Consider the following 18450-nt stretch of genomic DNA (forward strand, 5'->3'; position numbering starts at 1 on the left):
AAATAGATAGACATAGACAAAACTGCTAGGGGTGTTTGTGTCTTTTTTTTTAATAAACGAATTTAGGGGAGGGAATAAAAATTATGAAAAAAAAGTTATTTTTTGTGTTGGGAGCAATTCTTTTACTATCAGGTTGTTCAAATTCAAATGAACCAAATAAAAGTTTGGAAAGTTCCACAAGTAACAGTTCAAAGAATTCTACTTCGAAAGCAAGCGAAGGTGATTCAACAAAACAAGTGTCAAGTAAATCATCTGAAAAACAATTGACTCAAGAAACAACAACTGAAGATGTGATTAAAACATATCCATATGAAGTCTCGTTAGATACATTTAAAGCGAATAGCGTGTTTGGTAAAAAGGGGATGAATGTTCCAAATACCATTGAATTTTCTTTTGAAAATGCATCACAGGGTGTGGTATCCTTTAAATTTAATACACCAGAACAAGAGCATGTAACGAGTTACAGGGCTTCTTATCAGCAGGTTCCCACAAAAACAATACGTATTTTTTCAGCAGAAAACAAAAATATACGTACTGTAAATGTAAATACAGAATTGGTGCTAGGAGAACGAGTGTACAGTGATCAAGATCGTATAATTTCTGGCAACCTTTATACGTTTATGAATAAAAATGGTGGAGTATCTCTAATAACACCAAATTATGCTGGAAATGTAGCTCCAGAGGATACGGATGTGATGTTGGAGTATTTGCCAAGGTAATTAACATTGTTCGGTTAGCTTAACTTAATCAACGAAAAAAACTCTATCAGAAGTCATTATGACTTCTGATAGAGTTTTTTTAATTGTTTTCCGCTTCAAATTTCTCGAATGCTGATTTGATAACTTCTTTCAAAGCATTAGCAGAAGCATTCATTCGATCCATTTCAGAATCTGTCAATGGGATTTCAATAACTTGTTTGACCCCTTGACGATTGATTACAGCAGGTGCACCGATGTAAATGTCATCTTGTCCGTATTCTCCATCTAAATAAACAGAAAGTGGAAATACAGAATCTTCATCGTCTAAGATTGCTTTAGTAATTCGAGCCAAGGCAGCTGCAATTCCGTAGAATGTTGCGCCTTTTTTCTCAATGATTGAATAAGCGGCATCTCTCACGTTAAAGAATAGATTGACCATGGCTTCTTCATCTACATCAGGGTTATTTTTAACCCATTCATAAATTTGTAATCCAGCAACATTAGCATGAGACCAAACTGGAAATTCAGTATCGCCGTGTTCACCTAAAATATATGCATGGACGTTACGAGCATCAACATTGACTAATTCAGCAATTGCTTGACGGAAACGTGCTGAATCAAGTGATGTTCCCGAACCGATAACGCGTTCTTTTGGAAATCCCGAGAACTTCCATGTAGAATAAGTTAAAATATCAACTGGATTGGCAGCAACTAAGAAAATGCCGTTAAAACCGGAATCAACGATGGCGGTAACGATTTGTTTGTTGATTTTCAAGTTTTTATGAACCAAATCAATTCTTGTTTCACCAGGTTTTTGTGCAGCACCTGCAGTCAATACCACAAGATCAGCATCATGACAGTCTTCATAAGTGGCTGCATAAATCTTTTTAGGAGAAGTGAAAGCCAATGCATGAGATAAATCAGCGGCATCTCCTTCAGTTTTTTTTATATCTATATCAATAATCCCAACTTCTTGTGCAATGTTTTGAGTGACTAAGGCAAAAGCGTAACTAGATCCGACAGCGCCATCTCCAACTAAAATTACTTTTTGATGATCTTTATTTCCTACTGCTGAAGTCATGTGTACCATTCCTTTCAGATAATTGTTTTATCACAATGATAATACCACCGTTTGTGATCTTTGTCACGTTTTTTGATTATTATATTGATACAGTTTTTAATGCTGTTTTATAAGAAAACTCTTTCATGTGCGGTATTTCACTATTTGTGTTTTTAACTATTATTTTTGCTTTTGAAAAGAATAAATCAGGTTTACGGTTTTTTTAACAAATTAAAAGATTCGGCAATTGATTGTTTTATGGTATAATTGTAAAAAACTGGGCAGAGGATTTTCCTGCTCGGGCATTTTGTGTTGGAGAATGAATAAAGGGTAGCAGAAAAGCAATTTCTTTGAAAATAAGCGCCTGTTCCAACCTCTTAATATAAGGAGACTATAAAAGAAATGAAAATGATCGTCGGGTTAGGTAACCCAGGAAGCAAGTATCAAGAGACAAAACACAATATTGGTTTCATTACAGTAGATGAAATTGCACACCGTTACAATGCGACGTTTAACAAAAGTCAATTTGAAGCGGATATCGCAGAGTTTTTTATAGGAACAGAAAAGATCATGTTGGTTAAGCCACTCACGTTTATGAATGAGTCTGGTCGTTCAGTTGGACCATTAATGACTTATTATGGTGTGGAAGATGAAGAGCTGATTGTCATTTATGATGACTTAGATCTAGACGTTGGCAAAATCCGATTACGTGAAAAAGGTGGAGCTGGTGGACATAATGGAATCAAGAGCTTGATTTCTCATCTAGGAACGAATGTGTTCCCGAGAATAAAAATCGGCATTGGTCGCCCTATTGGCAGTAATACAGTGGTTCATCATGTGCTAAGCGGATTTCCAAAAGAAAGCCACGAAGAGATGTTGATTGCGGTGAAAAATGCGGCAGATGCAGCGGTTTATACCTGTGAAGGACATACATTTGTTGATACGATGAATCAATATAATGGAAAATAAACAAGAGGGAAATTATTGTCTAGCTTTGTGGACTAGTCTCTCGGAAAAAAGATGGAAATTGAATGAGGCAAAAAGTACCTCGCTCGATTTCCACTATTTGTCATTCGAGGCTAAAAGAGCCCGCTATGCTTTTAACTTTTAGGAGGAGTCTAACGTGAACATCATTGAACGAATTGGTGCAAGTGAACTAGCCCAAGATTGGCGCAAACAGCTAACAGAGAATAGTCGCCAGTTGATTACGGGTTTAGCAGGCTCTGCCAAAACATTGGTTATGACCAGTGGATTTAAACAAAAAAATAAAAAAATCATTGTTGCAGTTCCTAATCTTTATTATGGGAATCAACTAGTAGAAGATTTTCGTAATGTTTTATCTGATGAAGAAGTGTACTTATTTCCCGTTGATGAAGTACTATCTGCGGAGATGGCATTTTCTTCACCAGAAGCTAGAGCGGAAAGAGTAGCTACTCTTAATTTTCTTTTAACCGATCAAGCTGGAATCGTGGTTGTTCCTGTTGCTGGATTAAGAAAATATTTGCCAAGTAAACAAACATGGGAAAAAGCCCAACTACATTGGTCAATTGGTGGAGAAATTGAATTAGATTCCCTAGCACAGCAACTCGTATTGATGGGGTATGAACGTCAATCTTTAGTTGGTAAGCCAGGAGATTTTAGTATACGTGGAAGCATAGTGGATGTGTATCCGCTGAATTCTGAATATCCCGTTAGAGCGGAATTGTTTGATATTGAAATCGATTCTCTGCGTTATTTTGAAGCTGACACCCAACGTTCAGTTGGTAACATTGAATCTGTGACGCTTTCACCTATGACAGATCTCGTGTTTTCAAAAGAAGATTTACTTTATGGCGAAAAACAATTAAACAATGCTTTAGAAAAAAGAGTGGCCATCGCTAAAGATGGGGCTGAAAAAGAGTTTTTACAAGATTACTTTGGTCAGTTGGCAACTTCATGGAGTCAAGGGATACCTACAGATACGGCTCATTATTATACTGATTTTTTATATGAAACAAAAACGACGTTGCTCAACTATCTGCCTGAAGACAGCTTTGTTTTCGTGGATGACTATGCTCGGATTTTAGAAGCGGAGCGTGAAATTTTACGTGAAGAAAACGAATGGCAAGTACTTAAATTAGAAGAAATGCGTGTTTTTCCTGAACAGACATTTGGCTTGGAGTTTCATGAGCAAGTGCGAAAAATGACTTTTGGAACGACCTTCTTTTCATTATTCCAAAAAGGAATGGGCAATTTACGTTTTCAAGCCGTGCATAATTTTCAATATCGTTCTATGCAGCAATTTTTTGGCCAAATGCCTCTATTGAAAACGGAAATGGATCGCTGGCAAAAACAAGATCAGACGGTTGTTGTTTTCGTTCCAACGAAAGAACGCAGTCAAAAAGTCGAAGAGTTGTTTCGCGATTTTGATATCTCAAGTGTGACGGCCTCTCCTGATAAGTTGATAGAAGGGAAAATTCAAATCGTTGAAGGCTCACTTCAGTCAGGATTTGAATTGCCTGTTGAAAAAATCGTTGCAATCACGGAAAAGGAAATTTTCCATACAACAACGAAAAAAAGAGCGAGACGTCAAACCGTTTCAAATGCAGAACGTTTGAAAAGTTATAGTGATTTAAAAACAGGTGACTACGTCGTGCATGCTAATCACGGGATTGGTAAATATATTGGCATGCAGACATTGGAAGTTGATGGTGTTCATCAAGATTACATCACTATTTTGTATCAAAATGATGATAAGCTATTCATCCCTGTAACTCAGCTAAACTTGATTCAAAAATTCGTTGCTTCAGAAGCGAAGTCACCGAAAGTTAATAAACTAGGCGGCAGCGAATGGAGCAAAACTAAGCGCAAAGTGTCATCTAAAATTGAAGATATCGCTGATGATTTGATTCAGCTCTATGCTTCAAGAGAATCTGAGAAAGGCTACGCTTTTCCGCCAGATGATGCTTACCAAAAAGAATTCGAAGATGCTTTTCCTTACAGTGAAACAGACGATCAGCTACGCAGTACAGCTGAAATCAAACATGATATGGAAAAAACTCGACCAATGGATCGTTTACTTGTGGGAGATGTGGGCTACGGTAAAACAGAAGTTGCCTTACGTGCAGCGTTTAAAGCACTTAACAACAACAAACAAGTTGCATTTTTAGTTCCTACAACGATTTTGGCGCAACAACATTATGAAACTATGCTGGATCGTTTTGAAGGGTTTCCGGTGGAAGTTGGCTTATTGAGCCGCTTTAGAACAAAAAAACAGCAAAATGAAACCATTGAAAAAATTAAACATGGTCAAGTGGATATTGTAGTAGGTACTCATCGCTTGTTATCACAAGATGTGAATTTTAGTGATCTTGGTTTGTTAGTAATCGATGAAGAGCAACGTTTTGGGGTGAAACACAAAGAACGCTTGAAGCAACTTCGTGCACAGGTAGATGTTTTAACATTAACGGCAACACCAATACCTAGAACACTACACATGTCTATGCTTGGGGTACGTGATCTTTCTGTTATTGAAACACCACCGGAAAATCGTTATCCTATCCAAACGTACGTTATGGAAAATAATCCCGGAGCCGTTAGAGAAGCCATCGAAAGAGAAATGGCTCGTGATGGACAAGTCTTTTATCTTTATAATCGTGTGGATACGATTGAGCAAAAGGTGGAAGAAATCCAAGCCTTGGTTCCAGACGCTAGAATTGCGTATGCACATGGCCAAATGACTGAAGTTCAATTGGAAAACACGCTGTTTGATTTTATTGAGCGACAGTATGATGTTTTAGTCACGACAACAATTATTGAAACAGGTGTTGATATTCCTAATGCCAATACGTTATTTGTTGAAAATGCTGATTATATGGGCTTATCTACCTTATATCAATTACGAGGAAGAGTTGGTCGGAGTAATCGTGTAGCCTATGCTTATTTTATGTACGAACAACAAAAGATTTTAAATGAAGTCAGCGAAAAACGTTTAGAGGCAATCAAAGATTTCACTGAGCTAGGTTCTGGATTTAAGATTGCGATGCGGGATTTATCAATTCGTGGAGCAGGTAATTTATTGGGTGCGCAACAACATGGATTTATCGATTCAGTTGGTTTTGATATGTACTCACAAATGCTGTCAGAAGCAGTAGCTCGCAAGCAAGGGAAAAACATTCAAGATCAGAAAACCTCTGTTGAGATTGATTTGGGCATTGATGCTTATTTACCAACGAGTTATATTGCTGATGAACGCCAGAAAATTGAAATTTATAAACGAATTCGTCAATTAGAAAATATGGATATGTATGATGAATTAGAAGCCGATCTTCTCGATCGTTTCGGAGAATATCCAGATGAGGTTGCTCATTTATTGACTACTGGACAAATTAAAATGGACGGAGATCGTGCTTTAATCGAACTGATTCGTAAGAGACATCAAGAAATCACATTTACTTTAAGCAAGATTGGCACCAAGACATACAATGTAGAACAAATTTTTGAAGCCTTATCTCAAACGCAACTAAAAGCAGACCTTGCTGTAGATAATGAAAAAATGTCGGTTCGCTTAAAAGTACCTAAAGATATGAAAGAGGCAGCTTGGCTGCAAGAAGTCGCATTGTTTACTACAGCTTTAAGACAGGAAAAATACAAGACAGTTGCGATTGATGAAGAATAGAATGAGCCCATTCAGCTTTTAAGGTGTCTAGCTTCATGGGCTAGCCCTTCGGAAAAAAGATAACAATAGAATGAGCCGAAAAACGACTCAGTCAATTTTTTCTATTTTTCAGTCAGAGCTAATGAGCCCATTCAGCTTTTAAGGTGTCTAGCTTCTTGGGCTAGCTCTTCGGAAAAAAGATAAAAATAGAATGAGCCGAAAAAACGACTCAGTCAATTTTTTCTATTTTTCAGTCAGAGCTAATGAGCCCATTCAGCTTTTAAGATTGGAGGTCAACATGGCGCATAAAGAGATGCGGACGATGATGCAAGGGGCGGCTGTTTTAACTGTTGCGTCATTTATTGCTAAAGTATTGAGTGCAGTTTATCGTGTGCCTTTTCAAAACTTAGTGGGTGATGAAGGGTTCTATGTATATCAGCAAGTTTATCCAATTTATGGAATTGCTATGACATTGGCATTGTCAGGATTACCGCAGTTTATTTCTAAAGTGGTAGCAGAACAACAAGAGATTAGTGCACAGAAAAAGGTTTTACAGCAATTGTTTCCTTTTGTATTTGTAATTGCAGGTTTATGTTGGGCATTTTTCTTTTTAGGTAGTCACGAAATTGCCTTTATGATGGGAGATGTTCGGTTAGCATCGTTGATTCAAGTCGTGTCTTTTACTTTTTTGTTAGTTCCAATATTGTCTTTTTATCGTGGGAATTTTCAAGGGCACTTAATGATGGTTCCAAGTGCTGTTTCTCAAGTGATGGAACAACTTATTCGAGTGGGTGTGATTTTGCTTGCTGCGTATTCTTTTAGCCGAGCTGGTTGGTCTGTTTATCAGACCGGAACAATTGCGATGGGTGGCGCCTTATTAGGAGGCGTAGTCGCTGCATGCATTTTATGGTATTATGATCAAAAAATTCGTGTAGGCAGTTCAGCGTATCTTACTGAATGGAAAGTTGAGAAAGGTTCAGGCGGATTATTTGGACGTTTAGTAGTAGAAGGCGGGATTGTTTCTTTATATAGTGCGTTTTTGATTTTCTTTCAATTGATTGATTCTTTTTTTGTGAAGAATTCATTAGTTGCTTCAGGAATTAGTGATTCTGCTGCTAAAATCGACAAAGGTATTTATGATCGAGGTCAGCCTTTGGTTCAGTTAGGCCTAGTTGTTGCATTGGCATTAAGTTCAAGCTTTTTACCAGCTCTGACAAAGTATTTTATCAGTCAAGAACAAGGGCGTTTTTTGCAAGCCGCTAAAATATTTTTACGTTTGACCACAACGATTGCTTCGGCTGCTTCAGTGGGCTTAGTTTTATTGCTTCCTTATATGAATTTTACTTTATTTAAAGATTATAAAGGCAATGGTGTTTTGGGGATTTATGTTTGCTCGATAGCGTTTATGGCAGTTATTCAAGCATATCAAAGTATTTTACAAAGCCGTAATCGATTTGCTACATCTGTGTTTGCCGCAGGGATAGGTTTAGTCATCAAACTTTTCTTAACGAGTTTTTTAACGTATAGATTAGGAACGATTGGTGCGAGTGTTTCGACGATTGCAGGGTTGATTGCTACATTAATTTTCTTGATGCTCTCCTCAAAAAAAGAAATCAATCGGTTTGTCGTAGAAAATCATTTCTTGAAAAAATTAACTATCAGTTTAGGATTGATGGGAATTGTGTTACTCTGTTACCAAGGTGTCATTGGGCTGTTATTTGGAGCGGTCAGTCATCGAGGTCAAGCATTAATTGTTACGTTGTTGGGCGTTTTAATTGGTGGAACAACATTTATTTTTATCATTATTAAAATAAAATTATTTACAATACGGGAGTGGCTAACATTACCGTTTGGAGCGAAAATATTAAGAATGAAGAGGTAGGCTTATGCGTTTAGACAAATTTTTAAAAGTTTCTCGTATTATTAAAAGAAGGCCTGTAGCCAAAGAAGTTGCCGATAAAGGTCGGATTCAAATTAACGGCGTCTTAGCAAAATCATCAAGCAATGTAAAAATTGGTGATCAAGTTAAGATTCAATTTGGAAACAAAATATTAGAAATCGAAGTGCTTGAACTTCGTGATTCAACGAAAAAAGAAGATGCAGAAAAGATGTATCAAATTATTTCAGAAAAAAGAGTCGAAAATAGTGATGATGTATAAGTGAATTTGAAATTATTTTGTCTGGATCTGGAATAAAATGAAGAAAAGCATGTTTAAGAAATAATCAATAAGAGTCTGGAATGTTTGTATACCCTCAATGATTAGGTTCAAAACCTAATGTTTAACGAGGCGTTACAATTTTTCCAAACTCTTATTTTTTATATACAGTCATGAAAGAGTGTTGGGTGTATTTAAAAAGGTGACGGATAAGAGTTAATGGCATTATTAAGGTACAGAAGGTTGCAAGTTATTTCGTCTGGTGGCTATTGCGGATTTACAATCTTCGGATGCAACGTAAACCACCAACCTAGAAAAATTATTTTTCCGTTATTTTACATCTTGATAAGGATGAGGAAGAAATCTTAGGCCACTACCCGTCTATGACTATCAACTTGAAATATCGTTGGTTGCGTTCAGCATCTGAAGTGATTGTGTTAGGTAAATCAGCGGTCGATATAAGAGAATGAGTATGTTCCCATTTGAATAGAACGATAATCGTTTTTTAGACTTTAGAAAAATAGTGATAATTTAGATTAGACAAGCTTCTTAGATGTTGGTATAATAAGACAGACAAACCAAAAACGAGTGGAGCGTAAGACATGGGAAAAAAGAAAAAAGACATGGAGAAAGTTGCTGCATTAGATAATGAGTATACTAAAGAACAGTATGCTGAATTTCAAAAACAGCAAAAACAGTTAATTTTCAGACGCCGGCGTCTAGCGGTTGTTTTTCTCATGGCGTTTGTGATTTTTATTGTTTCTGGTATCCAATTGGTAAAAGACTACCAACAATTGAATGTCTTTAAAGCACAAGAAGCGGATGCTGTGGCTGAATCAGCCGAGGCAGATAAAAAGCTAAAGCGTTTGGAACAAGACGTTGCTCTGTTGAGAGATGATGATTATGTGGCAAAATTAGCCCGTAGCCATTTTTACGTCTCGAAAGAAGGGGAACAAATCTACAACATTCCAGAGTTAGGCGGAACGACTAGCTCCAGTAATGAGCAAAAGCAATCATCAGAAGTAAGTCAATCACAGTCTCATTCGACTGAGAAACAATCAGGCGAATAACTGCAGATATAATAGGGTAAATAATAGGAGGAACATTTTTTTTATGTCAATTGAAGTAGGAGCGAAGTTGCCAGGAAAAGTGTCAGGTATCACTAATTTTGGTGCCTTCATCGATTTAGGTGAAGGAAAAACAGGGTTGGTTCACATTAGTGAAGTATCAAATGGATTTGTAAAAGACATCCATGATGTATTAACCGTAGGAGATGAAGTAACTGTCAAAGTTACCTCAGTTGGTGATGACGGTAAAGTAGGCTTATCGATTCGTAAAGCGCAAGATGCACCAGCAGCGGAGCCAAAACGCGAATTTCAACGTCGGGATAACTATGAGCAACAAGGGAATCGAGACCGCGGACAACGTCCAGCACCTAAAAAACAATTTACCAAAGCACAACCAATGAACTCAAAACAAGATTTTGATTCATTAATGAGCTCATTTTTAAAAGATAGTGATGATCGTCTATCTTCTTTGAAACGTAATACAGAAGGTAAACGCGGTGGACGCGGCGGACGCCGTAACTAATGAATAAATAATTGAAGCTGAGCGGAAGCTCGGCTTTTCTGTTTAATGTATGTTTATTTTTTTGAGAGAATTTATGAACTATGAAACAAAGAGGTGAGCAGATGTTTCAAGAATTTTACAGTCATTGTAGAAGAAGTGAATACTGGAAGCAGGATCAAAGAATATTATTGGCGATATCCGGCGGTATTGATTCTATGGTCTTGTTGAATCTGATGCAGACAGCGGCTCAAAAAGATCAATTAAAAGTAGCCGTAGCTCATATAGATCATCAACTGCGTAAAGAGTCAGTACAAGAAGCCGCTTATTTGAAAGACTATTGCCAAGAACAAGGGATTCCTTACTACAGTAAAAAATGGACTGCCTTAGATAAGGAAAAAAATACAGAAGCTCGTGCTCGTAAATTTCGTTATGATTTCTTTGCTGAAATCATGGAAAAAAAAAACTACACCACACTTTTTACTGCCCATCACAACGATGATCAAGCTGAAACTGTTTTAATGAAGTTGACCAGAGGGAGTGCGCTGTCCAATTTAGTAGGTATCAGATCAAGGCAGCCATTTGGGGGAGGCGAATTGATTCGTCCATTCTTGATTTTTTCAAAAGAACAATTGGAACAATTTGCTAGAAAATCAGAAATTGTTTATTTTGAAGATAGTTCAAATCAAAGTGATGCTTATATGCGAAATAGGATAAGGCATCAAGTGGTCCCTGTTCTAAAAAAAGAAAACCAACAATTCCTGCAGCATATTACTAATTTTAGCGAACAAATCGAATTAGCTAATGAGCTTATACTATCGGTTATTAATCCAAAATATGATCGCTGGGTGGAAGAAATAGCAGAAGGTTGGAAGATTCAATTATCTGAGTTGGAAAAAGAAAAAGAAAGCATACAGACCTTTTTTTTGGTAACCTTGTTTCAAAGGACGCTAGTACAAAAAGGTGTGACAGTCAGTCAAGTGCATATTCAACAATTTCTGTCGTTACTTAATCAAGCAGCACCTCAAAAATCGTTGGATATAGAACAAGGCTGGCAAGTTATCAAAGAATACGACGTGGCTTACCTGAAAAAAGAACAGTTTGATCAAGGCGAATTACTATTTTATCTAAAGGAAAATGAACAAGTTTTTCTTTCTGAGAAGGAATGGATAGGGCTGGAGACAGCTGAAAAAAAAATTGAATTGCCGGAAACAATAAAAAATTGGGAAGAATATTCACTGATTATAAGTGATCAGGTCTCTCTTCCGTTGACGATTCGCCACCGGAAAAATGGAGATAGAATCTCTTTAACACCAGATTTGACGAAAAGACTAAACCGGTTATTTATTGATCAAAAGATCCCTAACCATATACGAGAACAAGCATGGATCATCCTTTCTGGTGAAGGTAACATTATTTGGGTGCCGAAATTCGCAAATTCATATTTGAGTATTCCTAAAGAAACTGATAAAATACACTACAGACTCCTTTATAAAATAAACGAGTAAACAAAATAACCTAAAAATAAGGAAACTACACTTAACTAATGCTCCACACTTTCAATAACTATGCGTTAAAACGTTAATAGTGTGGAGGAATAAAGAAAAGGAGAGCAATATGCTAGAGAAAGACATTAAGCAAATTTTGATCACAAAAGAACAGATTCTTGAAAAATCAACTGAGTTAGGCAAACAGTTGACTGAAGACTACAAGGATAAAAATCCTTTAGTTATTGGTATTTTGAAAGGTGCGATTCCTTTCATGGCTGATATCACACGCTCTATTGATACCTACTTAGAAATGGATTTCATGGATGTATCTAGCTACGGAAATGCGACTGTGTCGTCTGGTGAAGTGAAGATCGTTAAAGATTTGGACACGAATGTTGAAGGACGTGACATCCTTATTGTTGAAGATATCATCGATAGTGGACGTACACTTGCATATCTAGTAGATTTATTTAAATACAGAAAAGCAGCGTCTGTGAAGATCGTTACATTGTTAGATAAACCAGAAGGGCGCGTGGTTGATATTGTTGCCGATTACGTTGGTTTTAACGTGCCAAATGAATTTGTTGTTGGCTATGGTTTAGACTATGCGGAAAGATATCGTAATCTCCCTTATGTAGGCGTATTAAAACCGGAAATCTACGAATCAAATTAATATCTCTCTTGGAATTAGTTATGTTACAATGTAATGGTCAGAATTGATAAAAAAATAAAAAACGTAAAATTAAATTACGCGCAGCAATCAAAGGAGGACAGGCATGAATAAAAAGAATAGCGGCATGAAAAACGGCCTATATTACGTATTGCTTATTTTGGCGATGGTTATGGTTGTTTATTTCATTTTTGGAAATAACAATCCCCAGTCACCAGATATCGAATACTCAACCTTCAATACTCAACTAGAAGAAGGTAAAGTGAAAGAACTGACGATCCAACCAACGAATGGCGTTTACAAGATCACAGGTCAGTACAAAGAAAAACAAGAAATCAAAAATACTGGCGGTCTTTCTTTATGGGGATCAACAGAAGTATCTACAAAAGCCTTTACTACAGTAGTCTTGCCAAGTGATATCACTTTGTCAGGCATTCAAGATATGGCTCAAAAAAATAACGTAAAACTTACAGTGAAAGAACAATCATCAAGCGGTGCTTGGCTTTCTATCTTATTTAGTTTCTTACCGATCGTACTGTTCATCTTCTTGTTCTACATGATGATGGGACAACAAGGCGGCGGTGGCGGTGGCGGCGGCCGTGTTATGAATTTTGGTAAATCAAAAGCCAAAGAAGCTGACAAAAAAGCGAACCGCGTACGTTTCTCTGATGTAGCAGGAGCAGAAGAAGAGAAACAAGAATTAGTCGAAGTGGTGGAATTCTTAAAAGATCCTAGACGATTTGTAGAATTAGGTGCCCGTATTCCAGCAGGTGTTCTTTTAGAAGGACCTCCAGGAACAGGTAAAACATTGCTTGCTAAAGCCGTTGCAGGTGAAGCTGGCGTGCCATTTTACTCTATCTCAGGTTCAGACTTCGTTGAAATGTTTGTCGGTGTCGGTGCAAGCCGTGTCCGCGATTTATTTGAGACAGCGAAGAAAAATGCACCAGCAATCATCTTTATCGATGAAATCGATGCGGTTGGTCGTCAACGTGGTGCTGGTATGGGCGGCGGACACGATGAACGTGAACAAACCCTAAACCAATTACTTGTTGAAATGGATGGATTTGATGGGAACGAAGGAGTTATCGTCGTTGCTGCAACAAACCGTTCAGACGTGTTAGACCCTGCATTATTACGTCCAGGCCGTTTTGACCGTCAAATTTTAGTTGGACGTCCTGATGTGAAAGGCCGTGAAGCAATCCTTAAAGTTCATGCCCGCAACAAACCGTTGGCTGACGATGTTGATTTAAAAGTCGTTGCACAACAAACACCAGGCTTTGCTGGTGCAGATTTAGAAAATGTCTTGAACGAAGCCGCTTTAGTAGCAGCTCGTCGTAATAAAAAGAAAATTGATGCATCCGATGTGGATGAAGCAGAAGACCGTGTAATTGCAGGACCTGCGAAAAAAGACCGTGTTATCAATAAAAAAGAACGCGAAATGGTTGCTTACCACGAAGCTGGACATACAATTGTCGGTTTAGTCTTAAGTCGTGCTCGTATCGTTCATAAAGTAACGATCATCCCTCGCGGACGAGCTGGCGGATACATGATTGCTCTACCAAAAGAAGATCAATTCCTAATGACTAAAGAAGATATGTTTGAACAAATCGTTGGATTACTTGGTGGACGTACAGCTGAAGAAATTATCTTCGATGTACAATCAACAGGTGCATCTAATGACTTCGAACAAGCAACAGGTATTGCCCGTAGCATGGTTACTGAATACGGAATGAGTGACAAATTAGGTCCAGTTCAATATGAAGGAAACCACCAAGTCTTTGTTGGTCGTGATTACGGTCAAACAAAAGCTTATTCTGAACAAGTTGCTTTTGAGATCGATCAAGAAGTACGTCGTATCTTGATGGAAGCTCATGACAAAGCACGTGAAATTATTGAATCTCACCGTGCCCAACACAAACTAATTGCTGAAAAACTGTTAGAGTATGAAACATTAGATGCTCGCAGCATCAAGTCATTGTTTGAAGAAGGTGTTATGCCTCAAGACGTTATTGATAGTCAATTCCCAAGTGAAAAGGCTCAAACGTTTGAAGAAGCAAAACGTGCATTAGAAGAAAAAGATGCACAAAGACAAGCTGAAGAAAAACAAGACTTTGAAGAAGCAAAAAAAGAACTACATGACGAAGCCGAAGAAGTAAAAGCAGACAGCGAAAAAACAGAACAAATCGTTCAATCTGAAGATGAACATAAAAGTGATTCTGAATATGAACGCAATAACTTTGACGATCGTTACAAATAAAAAACTTGAGCATCCCTTTTAAAGGGGTGCTTTTTGTTGCAAATTGTAGTAATTGCCAACAGAACAGAAGATACACAAGGTTTGGTTGATGAAAAAAGAGGCGTTTCATTTATATAAGGTGATTACAATTTTAGAATTATTTAGTTGAAAAAATAAGCAAACACTAGTATTATCTGATAATGAGTCAGAAAAAGTACCTAGTGAGAAGAGGGAAACAAAAATGGAAGATTACTTAGTAAAAGCATTATGTTATGAAGGATCAATTCGCGCATATGCAGTTTGCGCAACAAATACAATATCAGAAGCACAAAAACGTCACGATACATGGAGTTCATCAACAGCCGCATTAGGAAGAACGATGGTTGGAGCGTTACTACTTGGCGCAACCTTAAAAGGTGAAGATAAATTAACTGTAAAGGTTCAAGGGAATGGGCCGGCTGGCGGAATTGTTGTTGATAGTGATGGCAGTGGGAATACTAAAGGATACATAAAAAATCCTCATGTCAGTTTGACTTTAAATGAAAGTGGTAAAATCGATGTCCGTGGAGCTGTTGGAACAGAAGGGATTTTTACTGTAATCAAAGATTTAGGCTTGAAAGAAACCTTTTCAGGACAAACACCGATTGTTTCTGGTGAGATTGGTGAAGACTTTACTTATTTTATGGCAGTTTCAGAACAAATCCCTTCAGCAATTGGGCTGAGCGTTTTAGTGGATACAGATGAAAGTGTTAAAGCAGCCGGCGGATTTATGATCCAAGTAATGCCAGGAGCGGATGAAAAAACAATTGATTTTATCGAACAACGCTTACAGGAAGTGCCGATGATTTCACGTTTAATTGATGAAGGCGAATCACCAGAAGGAATTTTAGAACGTTTGCTTGGCAAAGACGAAATCGAAATTTTAGAAAAAATGCCAGTGCAATTCAAATGTAATTGCTCTAAAGAAAAATTCGGCACAGCCATCATAGCTGTCGGGTTAGACGAGATCAATGCGATGATTGAAGAAGATCATGGGGCTGAAGCAGTTTGTCAATTCTGTGGGAACAAATATCAGTATAGCGAAGACGATCTGATTGAATTAAGAGATGAAGCGATCAAGAATACTCGCGAAAATTAGGAGAGAACCACTATGTGGAAAATAGGAAATATCGAAATTCCAAATCGTGTCGTAGTAGCACCGATGGCAGGGATTAGCAACGCTGCTTTTCGTGTAACAGTCAAAGAATTTGGTGCAGGCTTAGTTGTCTGTGAGATGATCAGCGATAAAGGAATTCAACAAAGAAACAAAAAAACGTTAGACATGCTCTATATAGATGACCGAGAATATCCATTAAGCGTACAAATTTTTGGTGGAGATAAAGAGACCTTAGTTGAAGCTGCAAAATTTGTAGAAGAAAACACCAAAGCGGCGATTATTGATATCAATATGGGGTGTCCAGTGAATAAAGTCATCAAAGCAGAAGCAGGAGCGAAATGGCTTTTAGATCCAAATAAAGTCTACGAAATGGTTGATGCAGTTTCTTCTGCAGTGGATTTGCCTGTGACCGTGAAAATGAGAACTGGTTGGGATGAAGAGCATTTATTTGCTGTTGAAAATGCAATGGCAGCTGAAAAAGCAGGAGCTTCAGCTATTGCAATGCATGGACGGACTAGAGTGCAAATGTACGAAGGTCAAGCGAACTGGGATGTTTTAAAAGAAGTGAAACAACATTTAACGATTCCTTTCATAGGTAATGGTGATGTACGCACACCAGAGGATGCAAAACGTATGTTAGATTATGTTGGGGCTGATGGTGTAATGATCGGTAGAGCTGCTTTGGGAAATCCATGGATGATCCAGCGCACAAAACACTACCTTGAAACAGGAGAACTAATGCCAGAACCAGCACCTCACGAAAAAATCGAAACAGCGAAAGTACACCTGCAACGTTTAGTAGATTTAAAAGGTGAAAAAATTGCTACCAGAGAATTTCGTCAGCATGCTGCTTACTATTTCAAAGGGATTCCACGTGCTGCTAAAGTTAAAGTAGCGATTAATCAAGCTGAGACTCAACAAGAGATGTTGGATTTGATGGATGCCTTCGAAGAAAAAGCTGAAAAACATGCAGAAAAAGAAGCGATCGAAACAAACTAAGAAAAAAAGCCGGCTGAAACAAAAATTCGGCTTGCTTTTTTTTGTTTTGCTGTGGCATTATAAGGGTATGTGATTTCAGAATGGAGGAAATAAAGTGGCAGATGAACAACAAGCGCACTTAGAAGATCTAAATGATCAAATGCTTGTGCGTCGTGAGAAAATGGAAAATTTACGTGAAGAAGGGATTGATCCTTTCGGCAAACGTTTTGACCGTACACATAATTCAAAAGAATTACATGAACAATTTGACCAACATTCAAAAGAAGAATTAAACGAAATGGACTTATCAGCAAGTGTTGCTGGTCGTATGATGACTAAACGTGGTAAAGGAAAAGCTGGTTTTGCTCATTTACAAGACCGTGAAGGCCAAGTTCAAATCTACGTACGTAAAGATCAAGTGGGTGACGAAGCGTATGAACTATTCAAACACGCCGACTTAGGAGACTTCTTTGGTGTAACAGGACAAATCATGAAAACTGACACAGGTGAAGTAACTGTTAAAGCGAAAACAATCGTGTTATTAACAAAAGCGCTACGCCCGTTACCAGATAAATATCATGGTTTAACAAATATAGAACAGCGTTACCGTCAACGTTACTTAGATTTGATTAGTAATAAAGATAGCTTTGACCGTTTCATGAAACGTAGTCAAATCATTAGCGAAATTCGCCGCTATTTGGATGGCAATGGCTATGTGGAAGTTGAAACTCCAGTTCTACATAATGATGCTGGTGGAGCTGCTGCACGTCCATTTATCACACATCATAATGCGTTGGATATGGACTTATACTTGCGAATCGCGTTAGAATTGCATCTGAAACGTTTAATTGTCGGTGGTATGGAGAAAGTTTATGAAATCGGTCGAGTATTCCGAAATGAAGGGATTGATACGACTCATAACCCAGAATTTACAATGTTAGAAGCGTATACTGCTTATACAGATTACCAAGATGTAATGGATTTGACAGAAGGGATCATCCGAAATGCCGCTGAAAAAGTTTTAGGAACAACTGATATCACATATGCGGGTCAAGGTGTTGACTTAGGTTCTGAATTTAGACGTGTGCACATGGTTGATGCAATCAAAGAGCAAACGGGCGTTGATTTCTGGCAAGAAATGACTGTAGAAGAAGCGCGTGAATTAGCTAAAAAACATAATGTAGAGATCAACAATAATATGACAGTAGGTCACATCTTAAATGAATTTTTTGAAACATTTGTTGAAGAGACCTTACAACAGCCGACATTTGTCTATGGCCATCCAGTAGAAGTATCTCCTTTGGCGAAGAAGAATCCAGAAGATGCTCGCTTCACTGACCGTTTTGAATTATTTATAGTAGGAAAAGAATTTGCTAACGCATTTACTGAGTTAAATGATCCAATTGATCAACGTGAGCGTTTTGAAGATCAAGAAAAAGAACGTGAGCAAGGAAATGATGAAGCGCATGGTGTTGACGAAGACTTTATTGAAGCTTTAGAATATGGTTTACCACCAACCGGAGGATTAGGAATCGGTATTGATCGTTTAGTTATGCTCCTTACGGATGCTCAATCAATCCGTGATGTACTATTATTTCCAACAATGAGATAAAAAATGAAAGAGTAGATTATTTACTAATAATCTACTCTTTTTTATTTTCTGAAATTTCTCAGGAAATGGGTTGTATTTAACTTTTAGAAGGCATTAAAAACGAACAATAAAGAACAAAAGTAATAAAACAATCGGTAACGAAAAAAAGTTTAAAAAAAGTGCAAATTTTAGTTGACCAAAGCGCAGAAACTT

At 37.6% G+C, this 18450-nt stretch carries 14 protein-coding genes; 13 read left to right on the top strand and 1 reads right to left on the bottom strand.

The genetic code is table 11. From position 1 onward, the window contains the following. Nucleotides 1-83: 83 nt before the first annotated feature. Nucleotides 84-719 (top strand): lipoprotein, encoded by a 636-nt coding sequence (locus tag BCR23_RS12520; protein ID WP_069635823.1) that lies wholly within the window; start codon nucleotides 84-86, stop codon nucleotides 717-719. Between the two features lie 79 nt (nucleotides 720-798). On the opposite strand, the gene BCR23_RS12525 is transcribed toward BCR23_RS12520, so the two are convergent. Then, on the bottom strand, nucleotides 799-1779 hold the full coding sequence (locus BCR23_RS12525) for an L-lactate dehydrogenase (protein ID WP_069635824.1): 981 nt from the start codon (nucleotides 1777-1779) through the stop codon (nucleotides 799-801). A 381-nt stretch (nucleotides 1780-2160) separates the two neighbouring features. On the opposite strand from BCR23_RS12525, the gene pth reads away from it, so the two are divergent. The 12 genes from pth (at nucleotide 2161) to lysS (ending at nucleotide 18258) form a co-directional block, all read left to right on the top strand. Then, the gene (pth, locus tag BCR23_RS12530; RefSeq protein WP_069635825.1) at nucleotides 2161-2727 is read left to right on the top strand and encodes an aminoacyl-tRNA hydrolase; all 567 of its coding nucleotides are present in this window, start codon (nucleotides 2161-2163) and stop codon (nucleotides 2725-2727) included. Nucleotides 2728-2887: 160 nt separating this feature from the next. Next, nucleotides 2888-6415 carry a transcription-repair coupling factor gene (mfd, locus tag BCR23_RS12535; RefSeq protein ID WP_420809730.1) on the top strand — a complete coding sequence of 1176 codons (3528 nt, stop codon included), beginning with the start codon at nucleotides 2888-2890 and terminating at the stop codon, nucleotides 6413-6415. A gap of 277 nt (nucleotides 6416-6692) precedes the next feature. After that, the gene (locus BCR23_RS12540; RefSeq protein ID WP_069635827.1) at nucleotides 6693-8276 is read left to right on the top strand and encodes a putative polysaccharide biosynthesis protein; all 1584 of its coding nucleotides are present in this window, start codon (nucleotides 6693-6695) and stop codon (nucleotides 8274-8276) included. Between the two features lie 4 nt (nucleotides 8277-8280). Next, on the top strand, nucleotides 8281-8553 hold the full coding sequence (locus tag BCR23_RS12545; protein WP_069635828.1) for an RNA-binding S4 domain-containing protein: 273 nt from the start codon (nucleotides 8281-8283) through the stop codon (nucleotides 8551-8553). A 599-nt stretch (nucleotides 8554-9152) separates the two neighbouring features. Next, a complete protein-coding gene (locus BCR23_RS12550; protein WP_069635829.1) occupies nucleotides 9153-9620 on the top strand; it encodes an FtsB family cell division protein in 468 nt (155 codons plus the stop codon). A 43-nt stretch (nucleotides 9621-9663) separates the two neighbouring features. Continuing rightward, the gene (locus BCR23_RS12555) at nucleotides 9664-10140 is read left to right on the top strand and encodes a S1 domain-containing RNA-binding protein (RefSeq protein ID WP_069635830.1); all 477 of its coding nucleotides are present in this window, start codon (nucleotides 9664-9666) and stop codon (nucleotides 10138-10140) included. A gap of 101 nt (nucleotides 10141-10241) precedes the next feature. Further along, nucleotides 10242-11624, top strand: a complete 1383-nt coding sequence (gene tilS, locus BCR23_RS12560) for a tRNA lysidine(34) synthetase TilS (RefSeq protein WP_069635831.1) — start codon at nucleotides 10242-10244, stop codon at nucleotides 11622-11624. Nucleotides 11625-11733: 109 nt separating this feature from the next. Next, entirely contained in the window at nucleotides 11734-12279 is a 546-nt protein-coding gene (hpt, locus tag BCR23_RS12565; RefSeq protein ID WP_069635832.1) for a hypoxanthine phosphoribosyltransferase, read from the top strand. A gap of 103 nt (nucleotides 12280-12382) precedes the next feature. Then, nucleotides 12383-14533 carry an ATP-dependent zinc metalloprotease FtsH gene (gene ftsH / locus BCR23_RS12570; RefSeq protein WP_069635833.1) on the top strand — a complete coding sequence of 717 codons (2151 nt, stop codon included), beginning with the start codon at nucleotides 12383-12385 and terminating at the stop codon, nucleotides 14531-14533. A 220-nt stretch (nucleotides 14534-14753) separates the two neighbouring features. After that, nucleotides 14754-15650 (top strand): Hsp33 family molecular chaperone HslO, encoded by an 897-nt coding sequence (gene hslO, locus BCR23_RS12575; protein ID WP_069635834.1) that lies wholly within the window; start codon nucleotides 14754-14756, stop codon nucleotides 15648-15650. Nucleotides 15651-15662: 12 nt separating this feature from the next. After that, nucleotides 15663-16667: a tRNA dihydrouridine synthase DusB gene (gene dusB / locus BCR23_RS12580; RefSeq protein WP_069635835.1), complete on the top strand. Its 1005-nt coding sequence runs from the start codon at nucleotides 15663-15665 to the stop codon at nucleotides 16665-16667. 94 nt (nucleotides 16668-16761) lie between these two features. Further along, the gene (gene lysS / locus BCR23_RS12585; RefSeq protein ID WP_069635836.1) at nucleotides 16762-18258 is read left to right on the top strand and encodes a lysine--tRNA ligase; all 1497 of its coding nucleotides are present in this window, start codon (nucleotides 16762-16764) and stop codon (nucleotides 18256-18258) included. Nucleotides 18259-18450 lie beyond the last annotated feature (192 nt).

Origin of the sequence: Enterococcus quebecensis (assembly GCF_001730365.1) — a bacterium.
Lineage (GTDB): Bacteria > Bacillota > Bacilli > Lactobacillales > Enterococcaceae > Enterococcus_L > Enterococcus_L quebecensis.

Coding starts and splice junctions, on each gene's coding strand:
- BCR23_RS12520 (WP_069635823.1), top strand. CDS start 84: ATGAAAAAAAAGTTATTTTTTGTGTTGGGAGCAATTCTTTTACTATCA.
- BCR23_RS12525 (WP_069635824.1), bottom strand. CDS start 1,779: ATGACTTCAGCAGTAGGAAATAAAGATCATCAAAAAGTAATTTTAGTT.
- pth (WP_069635825.1), top strand. CDS start 2,161: ATGAAAATGATCGTCGGGTTAGGTAACCCAGGAAGCAAGTATCAAGAG.
- BCR23_RS12540 (WP_069635827.1), top strand. CDS start 6,693: ATGGCGCATAAAGAGATGCGGACGATGATGCAAGGGGCGGCTGTTTTA.
- BCR23_RS12545 (WP_069635828.1), top strand. CDS start 8,281: ATGCGTTTAGACAAATTTTTAAAAGTTTCTCGTATTATTAAAAGAAGG.
- BCR23_RS12550 (WP_069635829.1), top strand. CDS start 9,153: ATGGGAAAAAAGAAAAAAGACATGGAGAAAGTTGCTGCATTAGATAAT.
- BCR23_RS12555 (WP_069635830.1), top strand. CDS start 9,664: ATGTCAATTGAAGTAGGAGCGAAGTTGCCAGGAAAAGTGTCAGGTATC.
- tilS (WP_069635831.1), top strand. CDS start 10,242: ATGTTTCAAGAATTTTACAGTCATTGTAGAAGAAGTGAATACTGGAAG.
- hpt (WP_069635832.1), top strand. CDS start 11,734: ATGCTAGAGAAAGACATTAAGCAAATTTTGATCACAAAAGAACAGATT.
- ftsH (WP_069635833.1), top strand. CDS start 12,383: ATGAATAAAAAGAATAGCGGCATGAAAAACGGCCTATATTACGTATTG.
- hslO (WP_069635834.1), top strand. CDS start 14,754: ATGGAAGATTACTTAGTAAAAGCATTATGTTATGAAGGATCAATTCGC.
- dusB (WP_069635835.1), top strand. CDS start 15,663: ATGTGGAAAATAGGAAATATCGAAATTCCAAATCGTGTCGTAGTAGCA.